Origin of the sequence: Anaerovorax odorimutans, assembly GCF_024459955.1 — a bacterium.
Classification (GTDB): domain Bacteria; phylum Bacillota; class Clostridia; order Peptostreptococcales; family Anaerovoracaceae; genus Hominibacterium; species Hominibacterium odorimutans_A.
Map to the genome: position 1 here is coordinate 192,480 of NZ_JANFXK010000001.1, position 22,407 is coordinate 214,886.

The window sequence follows — 22,407 nt, forward strand, 5'->3', positions numbered from 1 at the left end:
TCTCCTTATATTTCTTTATAATTTCTTAGTTCCTTTTTTTGCTCTTTTTTAAACATTGGCATAATAGCAATAAAAAACACGAACATCGGGGAGTGTTCAAAGGGGAATATCACTACCTCCAGAATAGAATATATACAAAATAGGCCTACGCCTAGTATCGAAAACAGTTTCCAGCTTACATATTCTCCTCTGAATAGACATGACAACATATAAATTGCCGAATATATTTCTAATATCAAGAACAATATTCCCGGTATAATACCACAACGGTATGCAATTTCGAGTACTGTATTATGTGCCCACATTTTTTTAGTTCCGCTATAATATAATGGTTTGTTTCCATTATGCCCTATAAAGTTCAAACTATGCAGGTATGCTTTCCAAACAGTGAGTCGTCCAGAAGAAATTTCATTCAGATTTTTCCCCTCAGGATTGAATCTGTTAACAGGGCTCTGCACCGTCGGCTTCTGTTGCTCATTCACCTCTTCTTCTGCTTTTACTGTATCTTTCATCATATGTTTAGGAATGTAACTTGCAGAAAAGAGCAATGTTAAAATCAATACAATCAGAATAAGAATAGACGCCTTTTTTTCTATTGAGTTTCTAATCATGTGTCTACCATAATATATAAAAAAGGCAATTAGTTCTAAAATAATTACGAGCATAGTCGCCCTTGCGCCGGATAGGATTGCAAAACCAATTGCACTTGCTATTTGAAAGAAATATATCCCAAACCACTTGTCCTTTTCTGAGATAAGATACAACGCAGTGAACATTGCTACCCCGCAAAACATCCCTAACGCATTAGGATTAAATGTAGTAGCTAAATACCTTCCGTTTTGCAAAGTTTGTTCTCCCATAGGGACAAAAATGAAACACAAGGTAAAATAAATCAAAAAAACATGTGAAAACGCTCTTGCGATTAATTTATATAGTGTGCTGTAATCATTTCTATTATGCCATACGAAATACAAGCAAGGGAATCCAAATAGCATGGCCAATATAGTTGCTCGTAACCCTTCTCCTATAGGGTGAAATAAGCTTATTACTAGCATGCAGATACCTGATCCAAACCAAAGAATTGTGATCTTTTTCTCCCAGATTACCATGTGTAGGTTACCATTAATGCTCATAGCAATAATGATTAATAGTAGAAAACATCCCAGTATAGTTTTGTTTGTCCTTGTCATTGATATCCCCAGATATGCATATGCATCCAAAATCAAATATATACTCATCAAAGCAGCTGCAGTCAAATAAATAATCCCATGTCTTATTTTATTTGGTATTTTATTTGTAATTTTATAAATAGAGTTCAAGACGACTATATATAGTTTTTGTAATAATATCATATCATTTTTCCACGCTATCTTATTAACAGGAAACGCTCCTCTCATATCATCAATTTTTTCCTTTTAAAAACTAAGGAAGAAAGGTGTTCTCTTTTTAGAATGTAAGTATACCATAAATCGTTCATGCTTTCAAAGTGTTCACTCTAAAGTTGTTATTAACTTGTGATAATGTCACCATAGGAATCACTTGAGAAACTGTCCCAATTTGATACACTGAAAACTATGAAAGAAGGTAACCTCACATTGTCACAAAAACAACTGAAAACGCTAACGGTCATCTACCGTTTCATCAACAAAGACATTACCAGGCAGCAGGCCGCTGACCTCCTGGGTCTTTCTACCCGCCAGATTTCTCGTTTAAAGAAAGTAGTTCTCGCTTCTGGCCCCGAATCCCTGATTCATAAAAACACCGGTAGAAAACCAGCCCTTGCCATAAAAGACGAAACGAAGGAAGCCATCCTCAGGATCGCTTCCAAACCGGAATTTTCCCAGGTTAACTTCCTCCACTTCAAAGAAATTCTACTCACGGATTTCGGAATCGCCATTCCCTACTCCGCTCTTTCCAGTATACTGAAAAATTCCGGAAAAGAAAGCCCTCAAAAGAAAAAAATCCGTCACCGCACTCATCGCCGTAAGCGCAAGCCGCATCCCGGCCAGCTGATCCAGATTGACGCCACCCCTTACGAATGGTTTGGCGGCGCCTCCAAATACGCCCTGCACAGCGCCATCGACGACGCCACCGGAAAGGTCGTCGGCCTGTTTTTAACCAGCAACGAATGTCTCTATGGTTACCTGTGGACCATGGACCAATGCTGCCGCCGCTTCGGCGTGCCACAGACCGTCTATTTGGACAACCACACCATTTTCCGCTCCCCCAAGACCGGTAAACTCACGGTCGAGGAGCTGCTGGACGGCAAACAAGTCAACCTGACCCAGTTCGGACGGGCCATGCGAGAACTGGGCGTCGACCTGCTCTTTGCCGGTTCGCCCCAGACCAAAGGCCGGGTGGAACGTCTCTGGGCGACGCTGCAGAGCCGCTTGCCCGTCGAATTCGCCAAACGCAGGATCAAGACGCTCGCTGAGGCAATCGCTTTCTGGAGGAAACTTATCTGGATCAGTTCAACGCCCATTTCGCGGTGGAAGCCGAAGGCGGCTCCCTGTTCGTCCCGGTCCAGGAAACGACCGACCTGGACGCGATTTTATGCGTGAAGCATAGACGAAAAACGGACGCAGCCGGTGTCTTTTCTTTCAAGAATCGCTGCTTTCAGATTCTGGACGCTGGGTTCCCCATCATCAACGCCCACAAGGAGATCACGGTTCTGGTTCACCCAAACCGTGGAATTCGCATGGAATACCAGGGGAGAACCTACGACACGATTCGCTACTTGAAACCGCAGAACAAGAACACCAATACGAAGGTCCCGAGGAAAGTCGTGACCACCGTCACGCCGCACGTGGGGCTGCGACATGGCAGCGAAGAATGGAAGCGTATTTGGTGGATGGAGGACTATAACTTATCGCTGAAATTCTTTTATGAGCTGTTCTTTGAAAAACAATCCAAACCAGCTAGCGTTGTGAAAGGGCGAAAACGCCCTTTCACAAAGAAGACAGTTTCTCAAGTGAATTTTCCTTACAAAAAGGGACATTTTCTCAAGTTATTGACACCATCTGCTCATCTGTAAAGATCCTTCCCCATTTGGAAAATCCCAGGTTTGGGGTCAGTTTCAGACTTTTGCTCTCATAGCTGTCAGATATGACGCGGAACAGCAACTGTGAGCCATCTTTATCTACCGGCACATATCCCCATTCTTCCAGGATAGGCAGTTCAAGACCCTTAAATCCCACAGAAGCCTCTCCAGTATATCGTTTTTTCGGACTTTTACCAACTTCAGAACCAGCTCTGTTACTTTATAAAATTGCGCTGGCGGTAGCACCATTTACCGTATCAATCAGCTCCAGTTTTTCATCCTAACACAACAAGGCCTGATCACTTGCTCTGCAAGGTTATTATTAAGCGTAGCTTCTTGAGCTGTTAAAAATGATCCTAGGTATTTCTCCTGATTAAAAGAATATTTTATGCCATCTGCTATCGCACTGCTTGGCGGGACTCTAAGAAGACTTTTTCTCGCCCATTTAAAGTAGTTGTCAACTAGTGACCTAGCCAGCGCTTTTCGTTGAGCTTTTCTTCTTGATGGTGGCAACTTCTTAAGAGAATTCTCTGTATGATAGATATTCTGGAGCTGTACCAGCGCTTCATATGCTACAGTACCAATTGACGTATTATGCTTAAGCTTAAGACTTTTTACTATTTCCGCAAGTGGTCTCTTACATGTGCCTAGCCCAGCGTCCCGCAAACTGAAATCTGGTAACCGGTTCGTTTTTAAGTACACGATAAATCTGACAGCCATATTTTGCATTAGTGCTTGCGGTAACTAAAGATGATATAGTAATACTGTTATTCAGCATCGCTTTCGAATGTTCTCTTTTAACTATCTTCCCATTTTGCCTTTGTAGACTTCGATATGGTGCTCGTGAACTTCAAAGGAACAGAAATCATTTCCAACTTCTTGTATATTCATCAAGAAATTTACCATACTCTTTCAGTTCTTTTCCTGAAAGAGTATGGTAAGTTATAATTGTTGGGTAGCCTGATAAATCCTCATCTCGTTTTCCTTTGCACTTCTTCCTTGTATGCGTATGAACTACCTCCTGATCCATTTCAGGCTCCAGATAGGCTGATCTGAAAAAATTGCTTCAACCTCATTGAAACCATTGTCGAATAGGCTAAGTTGTCCATCGAAATTTCAATAACGGTACTGTGGCTTCAAATTTACCTGCTTCAAGGCTTTTCTACAGCAACAGTCACCTTCCCAGACAAGAGTTTTTATTCGGTCATTTCGTCTTCCGCAAAACAAAAAGATTGCTTCGGTTTCAAAGGCGCTTACGCCAGTCCATCTATACTGTATCTTAGATCAGTATAACCTCATGCTATATTCAATGTTGGAATTTAGTGCTATATTTACCATAATACCGCTTCCTTTCATGTTAATGCCAGATCCTATGTTAACATCAATTCCCTAAAGATTAAGCTCTATTTTTGTAAAAAACAGGCTCCGACAGTTCTTGTTTTACCAAGAATAGACCGCTTGGTTTTTGCTCAGCCGTATCTGCTACCCACTTTTGCAGTTTCATCTATTCTTTGATATTCATTAAAAATTCCCCTAAAGACCTTAAGGGTATTTTAAGGTTTATTTAGGAGGAATTCGACGCACGGGTGGTTTACCATTTACCACCATCCATCTATGTTTAGGTCGGCTAGTTAACACTTTCCCCTTTGGATAATGCGTTTTTCATAAATACCATAAATACTACCCATTGTTCTATTCTAGCAACCAAATTAGCTATTACAAATCCCATTATTCCATACATACTGCTTAAAGGCATTGCAAGAATTGCAAAAATTATAAAATATGAGATATAACATGTCAAAAGCTTTCTACTATTAATAAATTTCAGAAGCACGCCTTTTGACAGACTGCAAGCGACACTAAAACCTACTGAAATGCAGATTGGAACTATAAAAGATAGAGCTTGTTCAAAATACTGGGGGTAAAGAAACCATAAAGCAAAGTATGTTATTGGCCAACTAACAATCGCTGCAATAATAACCATTGGAAAGTTTAGTTTAATTGTTATCTTTAAGATTCTTTGTTTATTATAGTTTTTTGATGAGCCCAACCATGATAGTATAACACCATGAATTGGATTAACTATCAGTGTCACCGCTTTTGACATTGAGTTTGCTGCATAATAAACGGAAACCGCTGTTGCGCCTAAAATTGGGTAAATAATTAATCTATCAAAATACACCATTGTATTGATTAGCAGTGCAATTAGTCCCAAGTCAAAAAATGTTTTCCCTATTCTACTAACATCAAGTTTAAATTGTTGCCATCTAAATTTTCTTTTTTTTCTAAAAGGGATCTTCTTAAGACTATACCCGACACCACAAACCTCTGCAACAATAAATGGTAGAAAAAAGTTCTCTGTAAGTAAAAATATACCTAGACCTATTAACATCCCAACGACATATGCAACATTTTGTAAAATAACTCTAATAAAATTCTTTTGTAAACGAAAAAAAGCGGCTAAATACAGCCTAAAATTTCCTAAGACTATCACAATAGTGCAGACTATGATATATTTCAAGTTAAAATTATATATACTTAACAAGGTAACTGCAACTATAATCACGATTGGGGTCAAATACAAAATAAATCTATCATATCCGTCTTGATCGATTCCCTTATTCTCATCATCTTCTTTTTTTATTTGTCTTGTTACTCCTAGTTCACTTCCCAATGTATTTGTAATAATCGAAAAAATAGAAATAAATACAACTATTGAGGAAAAGCCTTTATCATTGGTGTTTCTGGCCAAAATTGGTAGTAAAAGTATCTGTTGACCTATAATGTAAATAGAAAATGCGACAATATTAAAAAATACATCGCCAGTAAATTTTTTTACATGCTTATTGCTTTTAAAGTATTTGATAACTCGCATTTATTTCTCCAAAAAATCATCATTTATTATCTGAACAATTGTCTCATAAGTTCTTGCCCTATCGAATTTTTCTTCAGCTAATTTTCTACTATTCAAACCCATTTGTACTTTTATATTTTCATTTTTAATTAAATATTCAAATTTCATGGCCACGTCTTTTGCCTCCCCACAAATACAGTTTAACCCTGCATTATATTCTTCCAAAAGATCCCGATATTCCCTGCTGTCCTGGGTATTAATCACAGGCAAACCAGCTGCCGCATAATCGCCAACTTTATTAAGAATACTTCCTGCCGATCCTTTTTTAATTGGGTTAACAGCAATATCACATGCACACAAATTTCTAACCATTTGAGGATAATCCAATTTCCCCAAAAAATCACAATTAACATTTATACTTTTGGCATGGTTTTCAAACTTCTCTTTTAATGGTCCATCCCCCATAACGATTAGCCTAATATTAGTGATTCCCCTTTTTTTTAAAAGTGCAATTGCGTCTATAATACATTCTAAGTCATAGCTGTAACCTAGTGATCCAATGTATGCACAATGGATCTCTTTATGATTATATTTTATTATGTATTTTTGCTTGGCTAAATCAAATGAGGCTAATTCAGTTCCTAAAAAAACAGCATATCCTTTTTCCCTTTGCTTCTTTGCCTTCATTGCCCTATTAACATATGTTTTTGATACTGCAATGATTTGATCCGCTTGACTATAAATATAATCTGCCTTCATTTTCATTGGCTGATAAATAATATCGCTTAATAAAGGAGTATTAAAAACCATCTTAAAAGCTTCCGGCCATAAGTCCTGAATGTCAATAATAAAACGTACATTATTTTGTTTACAATACCGTGCAATAACAAAGGGAGCTTCCAATGAAGGAATCGCACAATAGATGAGATCAGGCTTGTCTATTTTTAATAAATAGCTTCCTATATTTTTTCCCCAAACATAATGGCTATAAAACCGCCTTAAACATATGTTTTTAGGATAACCCGTTTCATGAATAAAAGTAACTTTAAAGGGCAATATTCCACATATTTCCTCTTTAAAAGTTTTAGTTGTATGGTTAAAATCTGAAGTAATAACTTCGACATTATGTTCTTTAGCTAGAAGTCTAGCTAAATAGTTAAACCGCCCATTATCTATTTTAGAAAAGTCCCTACAATAATTTGCAACAATTAGTATATTCATATGCATTCCTTTTCTATCCACTACTACCTATCATTGTTTCCATGTATTCTATATTCAGGGAAGTAATCACTATTTACATTTTTTCTATTTATATTACATAATTTATCATATATTTTTTTGTTCCATATTTTCTGCCCTATATAGAATTCAAATTCCGTGTTTTTTGCAAATCGTTTTTTAAATTGGTAAAGTGAATCATCTGTTTTATTTGTTCTACCTCCCCCATGATGTAAATATGTGATATTATTTTCTTTAGCCCACTTAGTAACTGCATATCTCAATAAATATGCTGGTGATAGCCATAAATATTCACTTAACGTTCCAGACAAATGAATATGTACCACGCTATCACTAACAAAATAACAACCTGCAGCAACTATTTTATTGTCATAATGGACTTTAACTAGTAAAATATTATTTCTAAAATATTTTATTAAATTTTGAAAATACGTTTTGTTAAAATAATAATAATCATTTGCGTTATTTCTATCCATTGTAGAATAGTATACGCCAACAAAGTCTGCTAAAGATTCGGGGGCTTCAGTAATAGAGTAACTTGCCCCTTTGTTTAATGCTTGGCGAATATTTTTTCTACAACTTTTCGAAAATTCTTCTTGAACCGGATCATCATACTTATAGATATTCGTACCCAAAGTTATCCTATCGAAAATAGGGTAATACATTTCCCAAAAGTCCCTATGGTTCCTTTTTATTGGATGAAATCTAACAAATTCAGATACAATCATATTATCCATGCAATATTTAGAAAAAGCTTTTTGAAAAGATTCAACCAATATTTTTTTTTCACCCTTTAATTCAACAATATAGGGCCCCCCATATCCGTAAGGTGTCACTAAATCATAAAACTGCTTTCCATCAATCCATGGAATTATCTTTCTTTTTATAAACTGGTGTTTAACACATCCATTTATATCATTATGCACAAAAATTTCAGCTACGCCATCTTCCAATTCTTCATATAACTTTCCATAATTATCACTAAAATAAATATCCATACGACTTCCCTCTGAGCATTTTCCTTACTCTGTAAATTAACTCCTTTATCTACAAGTTTTCTATACTGCATGGTTGCATTAAGAGTGAGTTTCCATATTTGTCAAATACCGATACTTTGGAATATATAAAGCGAACAATTTCTTTATATTCATCTATATCTTTCGCATAAAAATAAAAGCTAACCACCGGACTATCTGTAATTTTTCCAACTTGAAAGGAATCTCCAATAAACATACGTTGAAGATAGTGTAACATTTGTGGTAGCTTACTTACTTCTTCAATCCCGTTAATCTCTGCAATTCTATATTCCGAACTCAAAGCCATTATATTTATTACCCCTCCCAGTTCCGAAAAATGTGGAGAGATCTCTTCAATAGCAATTTTTTTACCCATTTCCCCAGTTAATGCGTAGTTGATGAGCATGTCCATTGGATTTATTCCGGTACAATGCTCATCTATAAATGGAAAGGATCCTCCTAGCCTACATCCCATTTCGTATATTGTAATGTTCTTATCCTTTACAAATCCTTGAAAAAATATTAAGCCATTTTCAAAATTCATTCCAGATAACATTTCTAAAATATTTTGATGTATTTTTTGTTGAAAAACAGTTAAATTACAAGAAGGTGCTATACATAAATCCGAATGATTAATTGCAGAATTCCTATCTGCACTCATTATTCTATCAAACATTGACAATAAATAAGGACGTCCATCAACTATTAAGTAGTCCATTAAGAATTCTGTCCCACTTAGGTATTCTTCGACAACAACCTTTTTTTGTTTAGAGAAATTTAATGCGCATTTATATTGCTTTTTAAACTCTTTCACATTATTACAAACTGCCGCGCCTCTAGACCCGCTTGCATCCAAAGGCTTTATGAAAACAGGGTAATTAAGCGCCAAAGCTGCAACTTCATAGTCTTCGTTTTTAATTTCATGGCTAATAGGAGTAGGAATACTATATTCAGCACATATAGATTTAAAGTATTCTTTATTTGTTGACATTTCTATCATTTCAGGAGTTAAGTAACAAAAAAGGTTCAAACGTCTGCAAGCTTCATAACATGGCTTTAGCAATATATCGACATATCCTGTAGTAATCCCATCAATGCCTTCTTTTTTGCAGAACGCAACTATCTCTTCAACATTAGTTGCATCTAAGAATACTGCTTGATCAGCTATTTGTTTTGCCGGACTATATATATCGTAATCTGCAACATATACATAAACGCCCATTTTTTGAGCTCGCACAACATAATCGCACAGAGTACGAATGCCCCCTAAAATTAATAACTTTTTTCCTATCAAATTATTATACATATCTATAAATAACCTTTCTATGAGTATAATGGTCTCATAAATTAAGACGCTTTTTCGGACTTTTTAATGAATCTGATATACTAAAATCCATACGAAAGAGAGAATTCATCATTATGTCCAGACAAAGGAGAAACTTTAGCACCAAATTTAAATTAGAGCTTATAATTAAGCTGCTTACGGGAGAGAGAAACCTCAACACTCTGGCGGCTGAGAACAATATCCACCTAATCTGCTCCGTAATCGGAGGAAAAAGTTCCTAATCAACGTTTCTGCAGGATTCGAAAACAAACGTGAAGAAAACCTCAAGGGGTAAGCTTGTCGAAGGATGCAAAAAACGCGGAGTATGCCAAAAAATTTAGCCATTTAACTATGCAGATTAACCGGCTCAAAAAAATCCAAGAAAATTTGTGGGCCTAACTATGAGAGCAAATTTAGTTCAAAACCTTTTGACGACCAAATAAATACTGGTACCTGTAGGATCGAAGCTTCTTGATATCAATCATACCAACATTTACTATAACCGTTCTTCTACGTCAGCAGAAGAACTGGTTTGTAAAAAGATTATTGATCATTTTCATACAAATAATCCTACTAGGGGAGCAACACAAATACAGAGAATATCATTGTCAAGTACTGTAAAGCACATCATCGTATGAATGAAATGGTTATTTATCCAATCTATCCGAAGATGAATCCATTCAGACGGGTGCAACAGACTTATGGTATGCCCTTATCTTCTTCGCAACGCATCATAGACGTATCAAATCAGGACTAATCTATTGGCCCTTACATATATTCCAACCATGTACAGATTTCTGTAATCGACTGGTCTAGACGCTGTAACGTTGCTGGGAAGTCGACGATGCACTTGCATAGTTGTCAATACACTTAAAAAGGCATTTGCCGTGGCAAAACCACAGATGTTTAACCTAGATCAGGACTGTTAGTTTACAAATCAGCAGTGCGTTGACTTTGTAAAAGAAAATGGTATCCGTCAGAGTATGGATAAAAAGCCACTAGGCTGACAACACCATGTGTTCCGTTCTCCTTTCCATATTCCTAGTTACTTATCAACCATTTAGTTCAAGATAAAAATCTTAGATTTTTATCTTGACAACTGAGTTACTATAGAAATCCCTCTCTCTAAACATATCTTGAGTTTTGCTTTTTTCATTTTTTAAAAATTTTTTAGCTATAACCCTTTGTTTTTTATCATCCAAACTTTAAATAAGCTTTGATGTCTTCTACAGTTTTGTTCTCTAATCCCATCCTTTTCAAGTTTCTTCCAGTTTTCATATAATCCTCATCCTTTAATGCGTTTGCTAAATACAGAATCGATTTCATCAGAGGCGTTTCAACACCAGCAACCTCCGCCAAACTAATAGCAGCTACTAAAGTATATGATGTATCTTCGACCAAATATCTGCTATCCAAATTATTGGGACCCTCTAATGGAACAAGAATGTCTGTACTAGTCTGTACCGTTTCATAAACTGTATCCTTTAGTTCACAGTCTCCTTGTTCATAAAGTCTTTGTTTCATATCAATTTCCTTATATCCAAAAGCTCGACATATTAGTTTTCTTTCATCATCAATTTTTTGAATAACTTTTCCGACTGAAGGGGTTATCCCTTCTTTATAATGATAGTGTTTACCATAATATTCAATCTTTCCTGCATTTAGTATGACCGGGGCTGGGTGAATAACAAGATTTCCATTATTTAGACCCGTTTCTAAAACATCTGTTACCATTACAATTCCATTATATAATTGCCTAACCAAATCATACATTTCCCGATTATGGATTGCAGGGAATGTGGAAAAATATATCTTTTTTACAAACAACGAAATATCCACAGAATCTTCACTAATCCTTCTAGCAACGTATGGCAAGGTATGCATTTCTGATATACGAACATCTTGCCCTATCTTATTATTTGCAAAGACTTTTGCAAAAACTAGCGCTCCCCCTGTACTTCCTGGGGCAAGTAAAATTTTATGTTTTTTATTAACATAAGGTACTAACGACTTTGCAATATCTTCATGTGCAAATGAAGGCACTACGGGCATAATTAAATCCACATCTATCAGTGCTTCTTCAATATTTGTCGTCACCTTATAAATAGATATGTCACCCTTTAATTCCTTTCCGACACAATGAATCACTTTAGTTTTTTCTATGACTTCGAAGTTTTTTTTATGACTTGGATCAACATACAAGGTAATTTGATGCCCTCGGCTTGATAAATCTGCTGCTACTGCAAATGCACCATTTCCACATCCTATAACTGTTACTTTCATTTCTGATCATCTCCTAATCTTTACAACCAAAAAAATCAATTTATAAACTTATAGGCCTCTTTACATATCATCATTTTTTTTATTTTGTCGCTCAATATGTAAACTCCCTGGATGCTCCTCACCTTGTCCAATATCACTTCTAGCAAAAACCTTCCTAATTGTTTTCATAACAATCAACAAATCATTAATAAAGGATATATTATTAACATATTCTATATCAAACTCAAATTTTTTTTCCCATGATATTGAATTTCTTCCATTTACTTGAGCGAGTCCTGACAAACCAGGTCTTACACTATGTCGTTGTCTTTCTAGTTTTGAATAATATGGCAGGTAAATAACTGCCAATGGCCTTGGTCCAACAATTGCCATATCCCCTTTCAATATATTAAACAATTCAGGTAATTCGTCAATGCTTAATGAACGCAAAAACCTTCCAAATTTAGTTAATCGCACGTCATCCGGTAATAAATTCCCTTTTTCATCAGTCTGGTTGTTCATGGTTCTAAACTTATAAAGGGTAAAAATTTCTTCATTCAGCCCTGGTCGCTCTTGCTTAAATATAATTGGACTACCTAATTTAAGTTTAACTAGTACTGCAATAATCACCATAAACCAGCTTAACAATACAACTGCTATCAAGGCACAGCAAAATCCCAATGGTCTTTTTATATATTTTTCATAAAATCCTTTTTGATGTTGTTGCATAAACTCATTCATTTTTATACCTTTTATTCTTTAATTGAAATACGCATATTTCATCAACAATTCTATTCATATCTTCCTCATTGTATCTTTGATCAATCGGGATACACAAAATATGTTTATACATTTCTTCGGTTTCGTGATACTCGCAAGATATAAGCTTTGATTTAGGCCATATTATTGGGGCATAAATTTCTGCTTGTATTAATTTTTCTTGAAAGGCTTGTCTATTATCACTAATCCAAAGAGGAAAAAACAAAGGTGTTACGTCCTCTGGCAATACTTTAAAGATAGGAATTACAGCTTTGCAAGTACGTAAACCGGATAATAGCACATTATAATTTGACCGTCTCTTTATAGTTAATTCATCGTAATCAAGTGCTGCTTGCATTTTAATCGAACAACTTCCAATTGCATAAAAATTTTTTTGTTTAGCCAACATATTATCAGATGTCTTGTATTTTTTAATATACTCCTCTTTACTTCCAATATTTTCGTATAAATATTTATACTTATCAATGCTTGCTGCCACTCTAGTTGATTCCATTTTAAGATCTGATTTATAAGGTTTTTTCGTGAAAGAACCTTTTTTGCACATTGCAAACCCTCCATCAGGAACGCCTATCCATTTTCTTATACTGCCGACATAATAATCTGCAGACAGGGGCGGGAACTTACTATATAAGCATTGCGTTCTATCTTCAATAATGATCACACCTTCATTACGCAATATTTTTAATACGTTATCGCAACCCAGCAAAGTATTAAATCCAAAATAGTTATGAAGTAAAATCACTTTTGCGTTCGTTTTTCTTGCAATTTTTATTAATTCTTGTGCATAAATGTTCATTTTTTCGTGAATGGGAATAAAATGAACAGTATACTGGTTACGAAAAAAAGGTTCTATTACTGTATGGCAAGTATATGATGGAAGCAACGCTATTTTTTCTATATTAGGATTTCTTTCAGAGATTGAATCCAAAATGTAGGTGATTGCAGCACGCCCGCTTGATAACCAAACATAATCGCTACCTTTGCAGTTGAATTTTTCAGGAGAAACTATCGATTCGCTCACTACTTTTGTATTTGGATTAATCCAAAAGTAGCTACCTATTTCTCTTTGCATTTTATCACATTCTTTTGTTCCAATAAAGATATAACTCCTATTAACCGGCTTAGTAAGCTAAAGTCCATAATCATATTTATCAGTTTTCCTTCCTATAATGCCAAGCCCTAAATCATTGGTTTTACAGGCTTTCTCCTTATAAAACTATGACCTAAATATGGCAAGACAAAATTATTAGAGTGCTGTATATTAAATCCTTCTTAATTAAGTTTTCTCAAAGCAAACTTAATTATATATTGGGCAGTTCATTACTAATTAGTGGTATATTCTATTACCATAAAGATTATCACTATCATAATCAAAATTGTGCTACTAGCTTACACTAATATCACCCCTTATTACAATATCCTTATAATTTATGAATATGTTGGCTCATTTCTTTCAGAGTCCTTAGAAAGTCTATCTTTTGCCTGTATTTCCACTTTTTCACTATAGTTATTAATGTAAAGAATAGGTATAACAACTAAGAAAAACATAGAAAATGTATCTACAAACCCCATAGAAAATCTAATCCTTGTTTCAAATAATGATTGGATCCCCATTGATATATACATGGCATAAAATATTCCTTTTTGTTTAATAGGCATTCGGCTTCTATAAATTTTTCTTAATATCCATAAAAATAGGAATAAGTATATCATCAACCCTAAAATCCCATGTGATGCAAGAACCTCGATATATGCATTATGGAATTGGGTAAATTTTTTGCAATCTTCCCGCGAATTATGCAACCGTTCTATAGCGCCAAATCTTCCTACTCCTAAAATACGGTGAGTATTCCAAATTTTAAGCCCCTCTTTCCAAATGACTGTTCGCCCTGCTACACTTCCAATATCTTCAGCCCTAATCAGATTCTCCCCTAATGACTTATCGCTTTTATCTGAAACAATTCTTTCTGAACTAATTGATGCAACAAGTAGTATCAGGATTAATATTCCAGCAAAAATTCTTTTAAAAAATACACTTGCAATCCCTCCTATCATATATTTTAGTTCTATACTACATTTAGTAACTGTCTCCTTTATAGTATACTCCTTTGAAACGATCTCATAAATATATTTAACCGTAACAACAATTATAAAGGTGCCTATAGCAGATCTTGACATTGTCAATAATAAATTAAAAACAAATAAACATAGTACCCAGTTATCTCTATTAAGTTGTTGTATGTCTTTTGCTATCAGCAACGCAATTATAGAAAAAACCAAAAATGCTCCAAATAAATTTCTATTAGTGAAAAAACTATCAATTTGTAAGTATTCTTTATTTGTCCCTGATAAAACACTTAGAATATCCCCAAAATGTAGCATTATATTATAAATACACGCTATAATTGCAATATCAACAAAATTTCGCATAAAGCTTAGTAATTTTGTTTCATTTAAGCTGTAGTTATTAGCCAGTATTATAATATAGCCGTTTATGGAAAGAGTAAAGATATTGATAATCTCTTTTACATTTGGACTTACGGAATTCTTTAATCCTAACAAACAAATATATATTTGCGATAATATAAATACCGCCAAAACAGTCTTAGCTAGCAGATTTTCTCTAACTCTCCACAATCCTTCATTAAATGTATAAATTAAAATGCACGTTTGTACTAAATAAGCCACACCTATTTCAATTGTATAAACATAACCAGGAATCCCGAAAAATGAAACCCCTACAATTGGTAACAGGATAAGCACCATTGCAATAAATAATAGTGTCTCATTTATTTGTTTCCTGTTATATTTGTTCTTCATTCTTTTGCTCCAAAACTATTCATTACTTAATTCCAAATAAAAATGTTACGAAAATCATTATATTAATAATATTACCCTACAGAATACCTTTTTATTCATCCTGCTTACTTTTTAAAGGGTTTACTCATATCTTTATTTCCACAAGTCCTTTATGATTTTGATGATTCTGCTCATATCCCTTTCGGTCATCTTGGTATCTGACGGCAGACATACACCTTGCTCAAACAGCCATTGCCCTATGTCTCCATTATCGATATAATCACACTCTGCAAAAAACGGCTGCATATGCATTGGCTTCCAGATATGTCTCGCCTCAATGTTATCAGCCTCCAAGGCCAACTGGACATCCAATGGCGTAACCTTCGAATCGTCTGCCAACACCATGCAGGAAAGCCAGCAGTTGCTTTTTTCTATACCATCGTGAATCGGCATCATCGTTATGTCAGGTACATCAGCAAAGGCTTCTTGATAGACGCTATAAATCTGCCGCTTTTTCTTCACACGTTCATCCAGGACCTTTAATTGGCCTCTTCCAATCCCCGCAACGATATTGCTCATCCGATAGTTATATCCCAGTTCGCTATGCTGATAATATCTCGCCTGGTCCCTGGCCTGTGTCGCCCAAAAAAGTGTCTTTTTTGCATCATCTCCCGCCTTCGCTGTATTGCACAGCAACATCCCCCCGCCGGAAGATGTGATTATTTTATTCCCATTAAAGGAAAGAATACTATAGTCTCCAAAGGTTCCTGTCATCTTATCTTTATAAATAGTTCCCAGGCTCTCTGCAGCATCCTCTATGATCGGAGTATCATACTTCTTACATATGCGGGTGATTTCATCCATATCAGCCGCAAGGCCGTACAAATGAACAATTACTACCGCTTTAGGCTTTTGACCTATGGCTTCATACTTTTCAAAAGCTCTTGTCAATGCTTCCGGACTCATATTCCAGGTTTCCCGATCACTGTCAATAAAGACCGGCTTCGCCCTTTCATACATAATCGGATTCGCTGTGGCAGAAAAAGTTAAATCCTGGCAGAATATTAAATCACCCTCTTTTACGTTTAAAAGCTTTAGCGCAAGATGCATCGCAGCAGTTCCGGAGGATAATGCCACCGCAGCCTTACAGCCGATTTTTTGACATATTTCTTTCTCAAAGTTTGTCACATTGGCTCCCAAAGGTGCAATCCAGTTGGTTTCAAACGCCTCTTTTATATATTCCATTTCATAACCCTCATCGCTCATATGCGGTGAGGCCAGAAAGATTCGTTCTTTTTCTGTCATTATACTGCTCTCTTTCATGATAATTGCGGATTGTACGTATCACATACACGCTCAATTTCCGCCTTAATCTGGTCACTATTCTTTTCCGCAGTTTCAATCAGCTTGTCCAATTGCTGCAAAAACTTTCTGCAATTCATATCAATCGGCTGCCCAATATATATCAATTCATTGGGCGTACTCTCTAAGCCTTCTTCTGCCATTAACAGTTCTTCATACAACTTTTCTCCCGGTCGAAGTCCAACAATTTCTATCTTAATGTCCTCGCCCGGAACGTAGCCTTTTAATCGAATCAGATTAACTGCCAAGTCATAAATTTTCACAGGTTGTCCCATATCCAAGACGAATATCTCTCCGCCTTTTGCCAGAAGGCCCGCTTGCAGCACCAGCGAAACAGCTTCACTGACTGTCATGAAAAAACGCGTGATATCCCTGTGTGTCAAGGTCACCGGTCCTCCTGCTTCAATTTGTTTTAAAAATAAAGGAATCACTGACCCATTGGAGCCCAGCACATTTCCAAAACGCACGGCAACGAATTCTGTCTCAGACATTTTATTGTAGGACTGTACAATCATCTCGCAAATGCGTTTCGTGGCACCCATCACATTGGTCGGGCGCACCGCTTTATCTGTAGATATCAGCACAAAGCGTTTTACACCATACTCATCGGACAGCTTGGCCATGTTCAGCGTTCCTTTACAATTATTCTTGACCGCTTCGTTAGGTGAATATTCCATTAATGGCACATGTTTGTGGGCCGCCGCATGATAAATGATTTCCGGTTGATATTCTTCAAAGATCATTTTCATACGATCATAATCCCGCACCGATGCAATCAGTACTTTAACATCTGCTTCCGGGTAATTTCGTAAAAGCTCCATCTGAAGTTCATAGGCGCCATTCTCGTAAATATCAATGACAAGTAATCGTTTGGGCTTGTTCGCTACAATTTGTCGGCATAGTTCCGAGCCAATTGTCCCACCCCCGCCTGTGACCATTACCGTTTTTTCACTTACAAAGCTTTCGACTTCCCTGTTGTTGATAACGACCGCATCTCTGCCTAGCAGGTCCTCATAATTAACTTCTCGTACCTTTTGGCTAAGCGAAGATGTCAAAGTCGAGGCAATCGCCGGTAAGATTTTTAATTTTGCCGGGGTTTCATTGCAGATTGAAATGATATCTCTGATAGTTCTGGGCGGCGCAGAAGGAATGGCGATTATAATTTCATCAACCTCATACTTTTCAACCATATGGGGGATATCCTGCCGATTTCCCACAATAGGAATACCGTGAATATATTTTCCTTTTTTCCCCGGGTTATCATCAATCAGACAAGCGATTTTCGAACTGCTATTATACTGAAGTTCTCTGATCAACACTGATGCTGCAGAACCCGCTCCGATAATCATCAGTCTGTGAGAGCTGACCTCTTTTGTGTATTTTCTTCTAATCTGCCGGAACAGCCGCACGGATACTCTCGATGCCGCGAGCAGCAAAAACAAAAATACCCAGTTAAAGACATAAAAGCTCCGCGGCATAGCAACCCCCATAAAGAGCCGGTACGCAACGTACAGTGCTTCTATGATCAGCGAGGCCTTAAGCACTGACATCAGTTCATCAATGCCCGCATAGGTCCAAACTCGATTGTATAACTTAAACAATGCCATCACAATAACTGTAATGACAATGTCAGCTGGCAGACATTTCAGTGCCGGCTCCAGATAAGTCACATCCATAGTAAAAATACCGAAACGGAGTGCCAGCGGAAAGATGGAGCTAACTGCGACAATCGCCATGTCCACAAATATTAATATAATAATTCTGCTATATTTCTTACCCATCGGTTAATATTGCTCATTTCCTTGAATACATATTTTAACGTGTTCAATATCGCACATATATTGAAAATCTTGCACAAGTATACCACATATACATTTATATTTCAAGGATTCGACGATTTTTACCATACTTGCCGGTATATTCCCCAATAACCCAAGAGCCGCCATCCCTTCCTACCATTTCTTCAATTTATTCTTTGACACGGATTTTTTCTTTGCGCCGCTGATTTTCAGCGCGTTTTTCTTTCCCTTTTTACAATACAGCTTATTTTTCTTGACGGTCACTTTTCCGTATTTGGAGGAGGAATGGGAGTAAACCAAAACCGCATGTCTCCCTCCTTTGATCGTGTTGTTGGTGATGGTAATTTTGTCTTTTTTAATCCCTGACGGAGCTTTTCCGAACATGGCCACATGGCATCCTACGGTATAGGAACTACTGGTTCGTTTGCCCTTTGAATAAATCTTATTACCGCTGACTACGGCGCTTCGGGTATTGAACAGCGCCAGCGCCTCGGAAGTCTTGCCGGTCAGAGTGCAGTTTTTCACCTGAATATTTTTATGGAATTTCTTTTTGAATTTTTTCTCCTTCGATGCGTAATTTGCGCAGACAGCCCTGGCACCAGTTATTGTACAATTCGTAACATAGACGTTCTGACAAGTCTGGCCATTTACATATTTGCTGCCATATTGCTTTAAACCCGGAGCAGTTTTCGGAGTCGCAATATCAATCTGGAGCTGTTCCTCCAATCCCTTCTTGGGGCAAGTTCCCTGTCCAAGGAGTGTGCAGTTTCTCACATTAACATTTTTGCAGGCAATCAGTTCGATCCCATGGCCGCTGTAATTGGTATACACCGTACATCCATCAAAAGTAATGTTATTGCCGTGGGCCAGACGAATCATGGTACCGTTATAGCCTTTGCTGCTGGTGCTTTTCCAGATGCCTCCGAGAATCGTCAGATTAGAGAAGGCCTTGTAATCAACTGCCGCGGGTTCATTGAGCATCACGGTTCCGTTGCGGACGATAGTTGCGCCTGCAGCGTTAATCGTTTTATTGCTTTTTACCCGAATCGCCCTGGTAAGGTTGATGGTCGTTCCTCCCGGAATTGTAATGTTTGTTACTGAACTGTCATCCATAGCGGCATAAAGCTCACCCGCTGTTGTCACCGTTACGCTGCCGGACGCGCTGTCCGCAAAAGCAGCGGCGGGTACAGTAAAGGTGAAGCCTATGACGGTTATGGACATTATCACCAGTAACCTTTTGAATGACTTTTTCATTGCTCTTCCTCATCCTTCCTTCATTATAATTTCCTACAGTTTATCATACTCAGGTTTCACTTGCAATTCGCCTGCAATACCACAAAACTCTTCATTATACGGTTCAGAAAACTATTTCTCAGCTCGCTCTTCGTCAAAACGCTTCTCCGTCCCTTCTTCCTTCTCCCGAACAATCATCTCCTCAGCCTCCTTCGGCACCTCCGCAGCCGCCACACTGCGCTTCGCGGCTGCCAGCACCCTTTCCCGCCGCCGATCCAGCGCTTCCCGGTCAAAATAGCTCCCCGGATCACGGTCGTCTTCCCGGGCCATGGCCTCCGCAAGCTCGGCCGCGAGCTCCTCCCTGCTCTTTGCTTTCCCAGCGCTCTGCCGGGCGCCCGGCAGGCCTTGGCCGGAATCGGCGAACACAAAAAGTCTTTGCCCCAGATAATTAAACAGCGTAAAGAGGCACATCCCCGCCAGCATAGCCACGTTTTCCTGAAACTGGCGGTCCTGCCCGGACAGCATCAACATAGCCCAGGGCTTGGCTACCCCATAAGCCAGCAGATAACAGACTCCGATGTTTACGGCAAACCGCAGTCCGCTTTTAATCACATTGCCTTCATGGCGGAAAGTAAACCTCTTGTTGAGATAAAAGCTCAGAAAGCTGACGATCACATAATTAGCGGCCGTGGACACCCAGTAGGAGACTCCCGCCAGATTATAGAGGCCAAACATAATCGCCATACCAAGAAGGGTATTTATAACTCCAACAATAACAAACTTAAATAAGGTTTTATTCAATATGCGTTTCACCATAATACAACTTCCTTCATATATAATCGGATTTCATCATTTTTCCCTGATGCTCGTTTTGCTGATATTCGTTTTACGGATGTTCGTTTTAGCCACAATATAAATGGGTCGTTTTTTTACTTCCGCGTAGATTCTGCCTACGTATTCGCCGATGATTCCCAGAGAGATCAGCTGTACGCCGCCCAGGACAGCAATCAGCGTGATGGTGGTAAAGTACCCGGGTACATCGACACCGTAAATCAGGATGCGCACAAAGAGATAGACCAGATAGAGCATGCTGATGGCAAGCAGCACACCGCCCAGATAGACGCACAGTCTGAGGGGCTGTACGTTAAAGGAGACGACGCCGTCAATGCCGTAGCGCAGCAATCGTTTAAAGGACCATCGGCTGTCATCGAATGTTCTCTGCCGATTGGCGTATTCGATATAGGTCTGGTTAAAGCCCACCCAGGAAAAGATGCCCTTGGAAAAACGGTTGGTTTCCTTGAGAGAAAGGACCGCGTCGATGGTTTCCCGGCTGAGGAGGCGGAAATCGCCAGCGCCGTCCACCATATGAACATCGACCATTTTATTGACCAGCTTGTAGTAGGTCCTGGCAAAAAAAGCGGCTTTCTTCGGTTCGCCCTTTCGGTCACGTTTAGCGATGACCTGATCGTACCCCTCTTCGTATTTTTCCAGCATCTGATGAATCAGAGCCGGCGGATGCTGCAGATCGGCATCCATTATGACAGCGCAGTCCCCGGACGCATGTTCGAGGCCGGCCAGCATGGCCGCCTCCTTTCCGAAGTTCCGGCTGAAAGAAATGTATTTAAGGCAGTCGTTTCCGGCCGCGAATTCAAGAATCAAGGCTAAGGTTTTGTCCCTGCTGCCGTCATTGACAAAGATCAGTTCATAATCGTATTTTTCGGGATCCAGCTGACGCAGCTGTTTGATCAGCGCCCCGTGAAACAGGCGCAAAACTTTTTCTTCATTATAACAAGGAACGATAACGCTCAGTTTTTGTTTCTTTTTTTCATTCATACTTCTTATCCCTCCCCGACAAGAAAACAGTATACCATACAAAAATTGAAATTTCAACGTTTCTGAGCCGCCGCTCTTCGTCAGGGCTTTACAGGATTCCCACGGTTTCGACAGAAAAACAAAACTGCTCCAGAAGAACCCGCCCACCCTTGCTTGACAAGAGACAGGCCGGAATCTGAAACAGTTTTTTCATTTTCCTAAAATAATTTTAAAAACTCACCGACGCGTTTTTCAATATCCGGCGCTCCGAATACTGAGGAACCGGCGACAACCAGTTCTACCCCTGCGTCCGTAACGGAACGGACATTGTCCAGGTTGATTCCGCCGTCGATCTCAATGATAAAATCATGATCGTTCTGCATTTTCAGCGCTTTCAGCGCTTCGACCTTCCGCAGGGCCGAGGGAATGAACTTCTGGCCGCCGAACCCCGGGTTGACCGACATAATCAGAATCAAATCCGCTTCCTCGAGAATGTAATCCAGGGAAGAGAGCGAAGTCGCCGGGTTTAACGCCACTCCGGCCTTTACTCCCAAACTCTTGATATGCTGCACCGTCCTGTGCAGATGCGGGCAGGCTTCCTGATGGACCGTAATATATTCCGTCTGATCCGTTACGAAGTCTTCCAGATATTTATCTGGATTCTCAATCATTAAATGTACATCAAAGGGCAGCTTCGTTTTGCCGCAGAGGCTCTTCATAACCGTTGCCCCATAACTGATATTGGGCACGAAGTGACCGTCCATGACATCCACGTGTATCACATGGGCCCCGGCTTTTTCAATCAATTCCGTTTCTTTTCCCAGCTGGGAGAAATCCGCGGATAAAATAGATGGCGCTAATCTGATCATAGCAAATCCTTTCCTGAT

Annotated in this window: 21 protein-coding genes; 2 read left to right on the forward strand and 19 right to left on the reverse strand. The window is 38.4% G+C overall.

Annotated elements, in window-relative coordinates; all coding sequences use genetic code 11:
- Nucleotides 1–5 precede the first annotated feature (5 nt).
- Nucleotides 6–1,397 (reverse strand): O-antigen ligase family protein, encoded by a 1,392-nt coding sequence (locus tag NE619_RS00840; protein WP_256130475.1) that lies wholly within the window; start codon nt 1,395–1,397, stop codon nt 6–8.
- A gap of 177 nt (nt 1,398–1,574) precedes the next feature.
- On the opposite strand from NE619_RS00840, the gene NE619_RS00845 reads away from it, so the two are divergent.
- Nucleotides 1,575–2,561, forward strand: coding sequence for an ISNCY family transposase (locus NE619_RS00845; RefSeq protein WP_256130476.1), 987 nt, complete (start codon nt 1,575–1,577; stop codon nt 2,559–2,561).
- Nucleotides 2,558–3,034 (forward strand): hypothetical protein, encoded by a 477-nt coding sequence (locus tag NE619_RS00850; RefSeq protein ID WP_256130477.1) that lies wholly within the window; start codon nt 2,558–2,560, stop codon nt 3,032–3,034. The genes NE619_RS00845 and NE619_RS00850 overlap by 4 nt, the downstream gene beginning before the upstream one ends.
- Here the strand turns inward: NE619_RS00850 and NE619_RS18975 are convergent.
- From NE619_RS18975 to rpe, 18 genes are all read right to left on the reverse strand, one after another.
- Nucleotides 3,003–3,197, reverse strand: coding sequence for an ATP-binding protein (locus tag NE619_RS18975; RefSeq protein WP_256130478.1), 195 nt, complete (start codon nt 3,195–3,197; stop codon nt 3,003–3,005). The two genes, NE619_RS00850 and NE619_RS18975, sit on opposite strands and share 32 nt — an antisense overlap.
- A gap of 104 nt (nt 3,198–3,301) precedes the next feature.
- Nucleotides 3,302–3,769, reverse strand: a complete 468-nt coding sequence (locus NE619_RS19255; RefSeq protein ID WP_420314493.1) for an IS66 family transposase — start codon at nt 3,767–3,769, stop codon at nt 3,302–3,304.
- A 136-nt stretch (nt 3,770–3,905) separates the two neighbouring features.
- Nucleotides 3,906–4,070, reverse strand: coding sequence for a hypothetical protein (locus NE619_RS00860; RefSeq protein WP_256130479.1), 165 nt, complete (start codon nt 4,068–4,070; stop codon nt 3,906–3,908).
- An 86-nt stretch (nt 4,071–4,156) separates the two neighbouring features.
- Entirely contained in the window at nt 4,157–4,318 is a 162-nt protein-coding gene (gene tnpB, locus NE619_RS19265) for an IS66 family insertion sequence element accessory protein TnpB (protein WP_420314496.1), read from the reverse strand.
- 349 nt (nt 4,319–4,667) lie between these two features.
- Nucleotides 4,668–5,915 (reverse strand): lipopolysaccharide biosynthesis protein, encoded by a 1,248-nt coding sequence (locus tag NE619_RS00865; RefSeq protein WP_256130480.1) that lies wholly within the window; start codon nt 5,913–5,915, stop codon nt 4,668–4,670.
- On the reverse strand, nt 5,916–7,115 hold the full coding sequence (locus NE619_RS00870; protein WP_256130481.1) for a glycosyltransferase family 4 protein: 1,200 nt from the start codon (nt 7,113–7,115) through the stop codon (nt 5,916–5,918).
- A 23-nt stretch (nt 7,116–7,138) separates the two neighbouring features.
- A complete protein-coding gene (locus tag NE619_RS00875) occupies nt 7,139–8,131 on the reverse strand; it encodes a GNAT family N-acetyltransferase (protein WP_256130482.1) in 993 nt (330 codons plus the stop codon).
- Between the two features lie 49 nt (nt 8,132–8,180).
- Nucleotides 8,181–9,455, reverse strand: a complete 1,275-nt coding sequence (locus tag NE619_RS00880) for an ATP-grasp domain-containing protein (protein WP_256130483.1) — start codon at nt 9,453–9,455, stop codon at nt 8,181–8,183.
- A gap of 1,212 nt (nt 9,456–10,667) precedes the next feature.
- Nucleotides 10,668–11,756, reverse strand: a complete 1,089-nt coding sequence (locus NE619_RS00885; RefSeq protein ID WP_256130484.1) for an NAD/NADP-dependent octopine/nopaline dehydrogenase family protein — start codon at nt 11,754–11,756, stop codon at nt 10,668–10,670.
- Nucleotides 11,757–11,816: 60 nt separating this feature from the next.
- Nucleotides 11,817–12,476, reverse strand: coding sequence for a sugar transferase (locus NE619_RS00890; RefSeq protein WP_256130485.1), 660 nt, complete (start codon nt 12,474–12,476; stop codon nt 11,817–11,819).
- Complete coding sequence (locus NE619_RS00895) at nt 12,469–13,587, reverse strand: DegT/DnrJ/EryC1/StrS family aminotransferase (RefSeq protein ID WP_256130486.1); 1,119 nt, start codon at nt 13,585–13,587, stop codon at nt 12,469–12,471. The genes NE619_RS00890 and NE619_RS00895 overlap by 8 nt, the downstream gene beginning before the upstream one ends.
- A gap of 356 nt (nt 13,588–13,943) precedes the next feature.
- Entirely contained in the window at nt 13,944–15,335 is a 1,392-nt protein-coding gene (locus NE619_RS00900; protein WP_256130487.1) for an O-antigen ligase family protein, read from the reverse strand.
- A gap of 132 nt (nt 15,336–15,467) precedes the next feature.
- Nucleotides 15,468–16,619, reverse strand: coding sequence for a DegT/DnrJ/EryC1/StrS family aminotransferase (locus tag NE619_RS00905; protein ID WP_256130488.1), 1,152 nt, complete (start codon nt 16,617–16,619; stop codon nt 15,468–15,470).
- Between the two features lie 14 nt (nt 16,620–16,633).
- Entirely contained in the window at nt 16,634–18,457 is a 1,824-nt protein-coding gene (locus NE619_RS00910; protein ID WP_256130489.1) for a polysaccharide biosynthesis protein, read from the reverse strand.
- Between the two features lie 171 nt (nt 18,458–18,628).
- The gene (locus tag NE619_RS00915; protein ID WP_256130490.1) at nt 18,629–19,729 is read right to left on the reverse strand and encodes a right-handed parallel beta-helix repeat-containing protein; all 1,101 of its coding nucleotides are present in this window, start codon (nt 19,727–19,729) and stop codon (nt 18,629–18,631) included.
- 111 nt (nt 19,730–19,840) lie between these two features.
- Nucleotides 19,841–20,524, reverse strand: a complete 684-nt coding sequence (locus NE619_RS18980; RefSeq protein WP_330640613.1) for a GtrA family protein — start codon at nt 20,522–20,524, stop codon at nt 19,841–19,843.
- A gap of 33 nt (nt 20,525–20,557) precedes the next feature.
- Complete coding sequence (locus NE619_RS00925; RefSeq protein WP_256130491.1) at nt 20,558–21,541, reverse strand: glycosyltransferase family 2 protein; 984 nt, start codon at nt 21,539–21,541, stop codon at nt 20,558–20,560.
- A 197-nt stretch (nt 21,542–21,738) separates the two neighbouring features.
- Nucleotides 21,739–22,389, reverse strand: coding sequence for a ribulose-phosphate 3-epimerase (gene rpe / locus NE619_RS00930; protein WP_256130492.1), 651 nt, complete (start codon nt 22,387–22,389; stop codon nt 21,739–21,741).
- Nucleotides 22,390–22,407: the final 18 nt, after the last annotated feature.

Excerpts from the sequence above, each read along its gene's own strand:
- NE619_RS00870 (WP_256130481.1), bottom strand. The coding sequence starts at position 7,115 with ATGAATATACTAATTGTTGCAAATTATTGTAGGGACTTTTCTAAAATA.
- NE619_RS00895 (WP_256130486.1), bottom strand. The coding sequence starts at position 13,587 with ATGCAAAGAGAAATAGGTAGCTACTTTTGGATTAATCCAAATACAAAA.
- NE619_RS00885 (WP_256130484.1), bottom strand. The coding sequence starts at position 11,756 with ATGAAAGTAACAGTTATAGGATGTGGAAATGGTGCATTTGCAGTAGCA.
- NE619_RS00845 (WP_256130476.1), top strand. The coding sequence starts at position 1,575 with ATGAAAGAAGGTAACCTCACATTGTCACAAAAACAACTGAAAACGCTA.
- NE619_RS00860 (WP_256130479.1), bottom strand. The coding sequence starts at position 4,070 with ATGGATCAGGAGGTAGTTCATACGCATACAAGGAAGAAGTGCAAAGGA.
- NE619_RS00865 (WP_256130480.1), bottom strand. The coding sequence starts at position 5,915 with ATGCGAGTTATCAAATACTTTAAAAGCAATAAGCATGTAAAAAAATTT.
- NE619_RS00890 (WP_256130485.1), bottom strand. The coding sequence starts at position 12,476 with ATGAATGAGTTTATGCAACAACATCAAAAAGGATTTTATGAAAAATAT.
- NE619_RS00840 (WP_256130475.1), bottom strand. The coding sequence starts at position 1,397 with ATGAGAGGAGCGTTTCCTGTTAATAAGATAGCGTGGAAAAATGATATG.
- NE619_RS00900 (WP_256130487.1), bottom strand. The coding sequence starts at position 15,335 with ATGAAGAACAAATATAACAGGAAACAAATAAATGAGACACTATTATTT.
- NE619_RS00875 (WP_256130482.1), bottom strand. The coding sequence starts at position 8,131 with ATGGATATTTATTTTAGTGATAATTATGGAAAGTTATATGAAGAATTG.
- NE619_RS00905 (WP_256130488.1), bottom strand. The coding sequence starts at position 16,619 with ATGACAGAAAAAGAACGAATCTTTCTGGCCTCACCGCATATGAGCGAT.
- rpe (WP_256130492.1), bottom strand. The coding sequence starts at position 22,389 with ATGATCAGATTAGCGCCATCTATTTTATCCGCGGATTTCTCCCAGCTG.
- NE619_RS19255 (WP_420314493.1), bottom strand. The coding sequence starts at position 3,769 with ATGCAAAATATGGCTGTCAGATTTATCGTGTACTTAAAAACGAACCGG.
- NE619_RS00925 (WP_256130491.1), bottom strand. The coding sequence starts at position 21,541 with ATGAATGAAAAAAAGAAACAAAAACTGAGCGTTATCGTTCCTTGTTAT.
- NE619_RS00910 (WP_256130489.1), bottom strand. The coding sequence starts at position 18,457 with ATGGGTAAGAAATATAGCAGAATTATTATATTAATATTTGTGGACATG.
- NE619_RS00915 (WP_256130490.1), bottom strand. The coding sequence starts at position 19,729 with ATGAAAAAGTCATTCAAAAGGTTACTGGTGATAATGTCCATAACCGTC.
- NE619_RS18980 (WP_330640613.1), bottom strand. The coding sequence starts at position 20,524 with ATGGTGAAACGCATATTGAATAAAACCTTATTTAAGTTTGTTATTGTT.
- NE619_RS00880 (WP_256130483.1), bottom strand. The coding sequence starts at position 9,455 with ATGTATAATAATTTGATAGGAAAAAAGTTATTAATTTTAGGGGGCATT.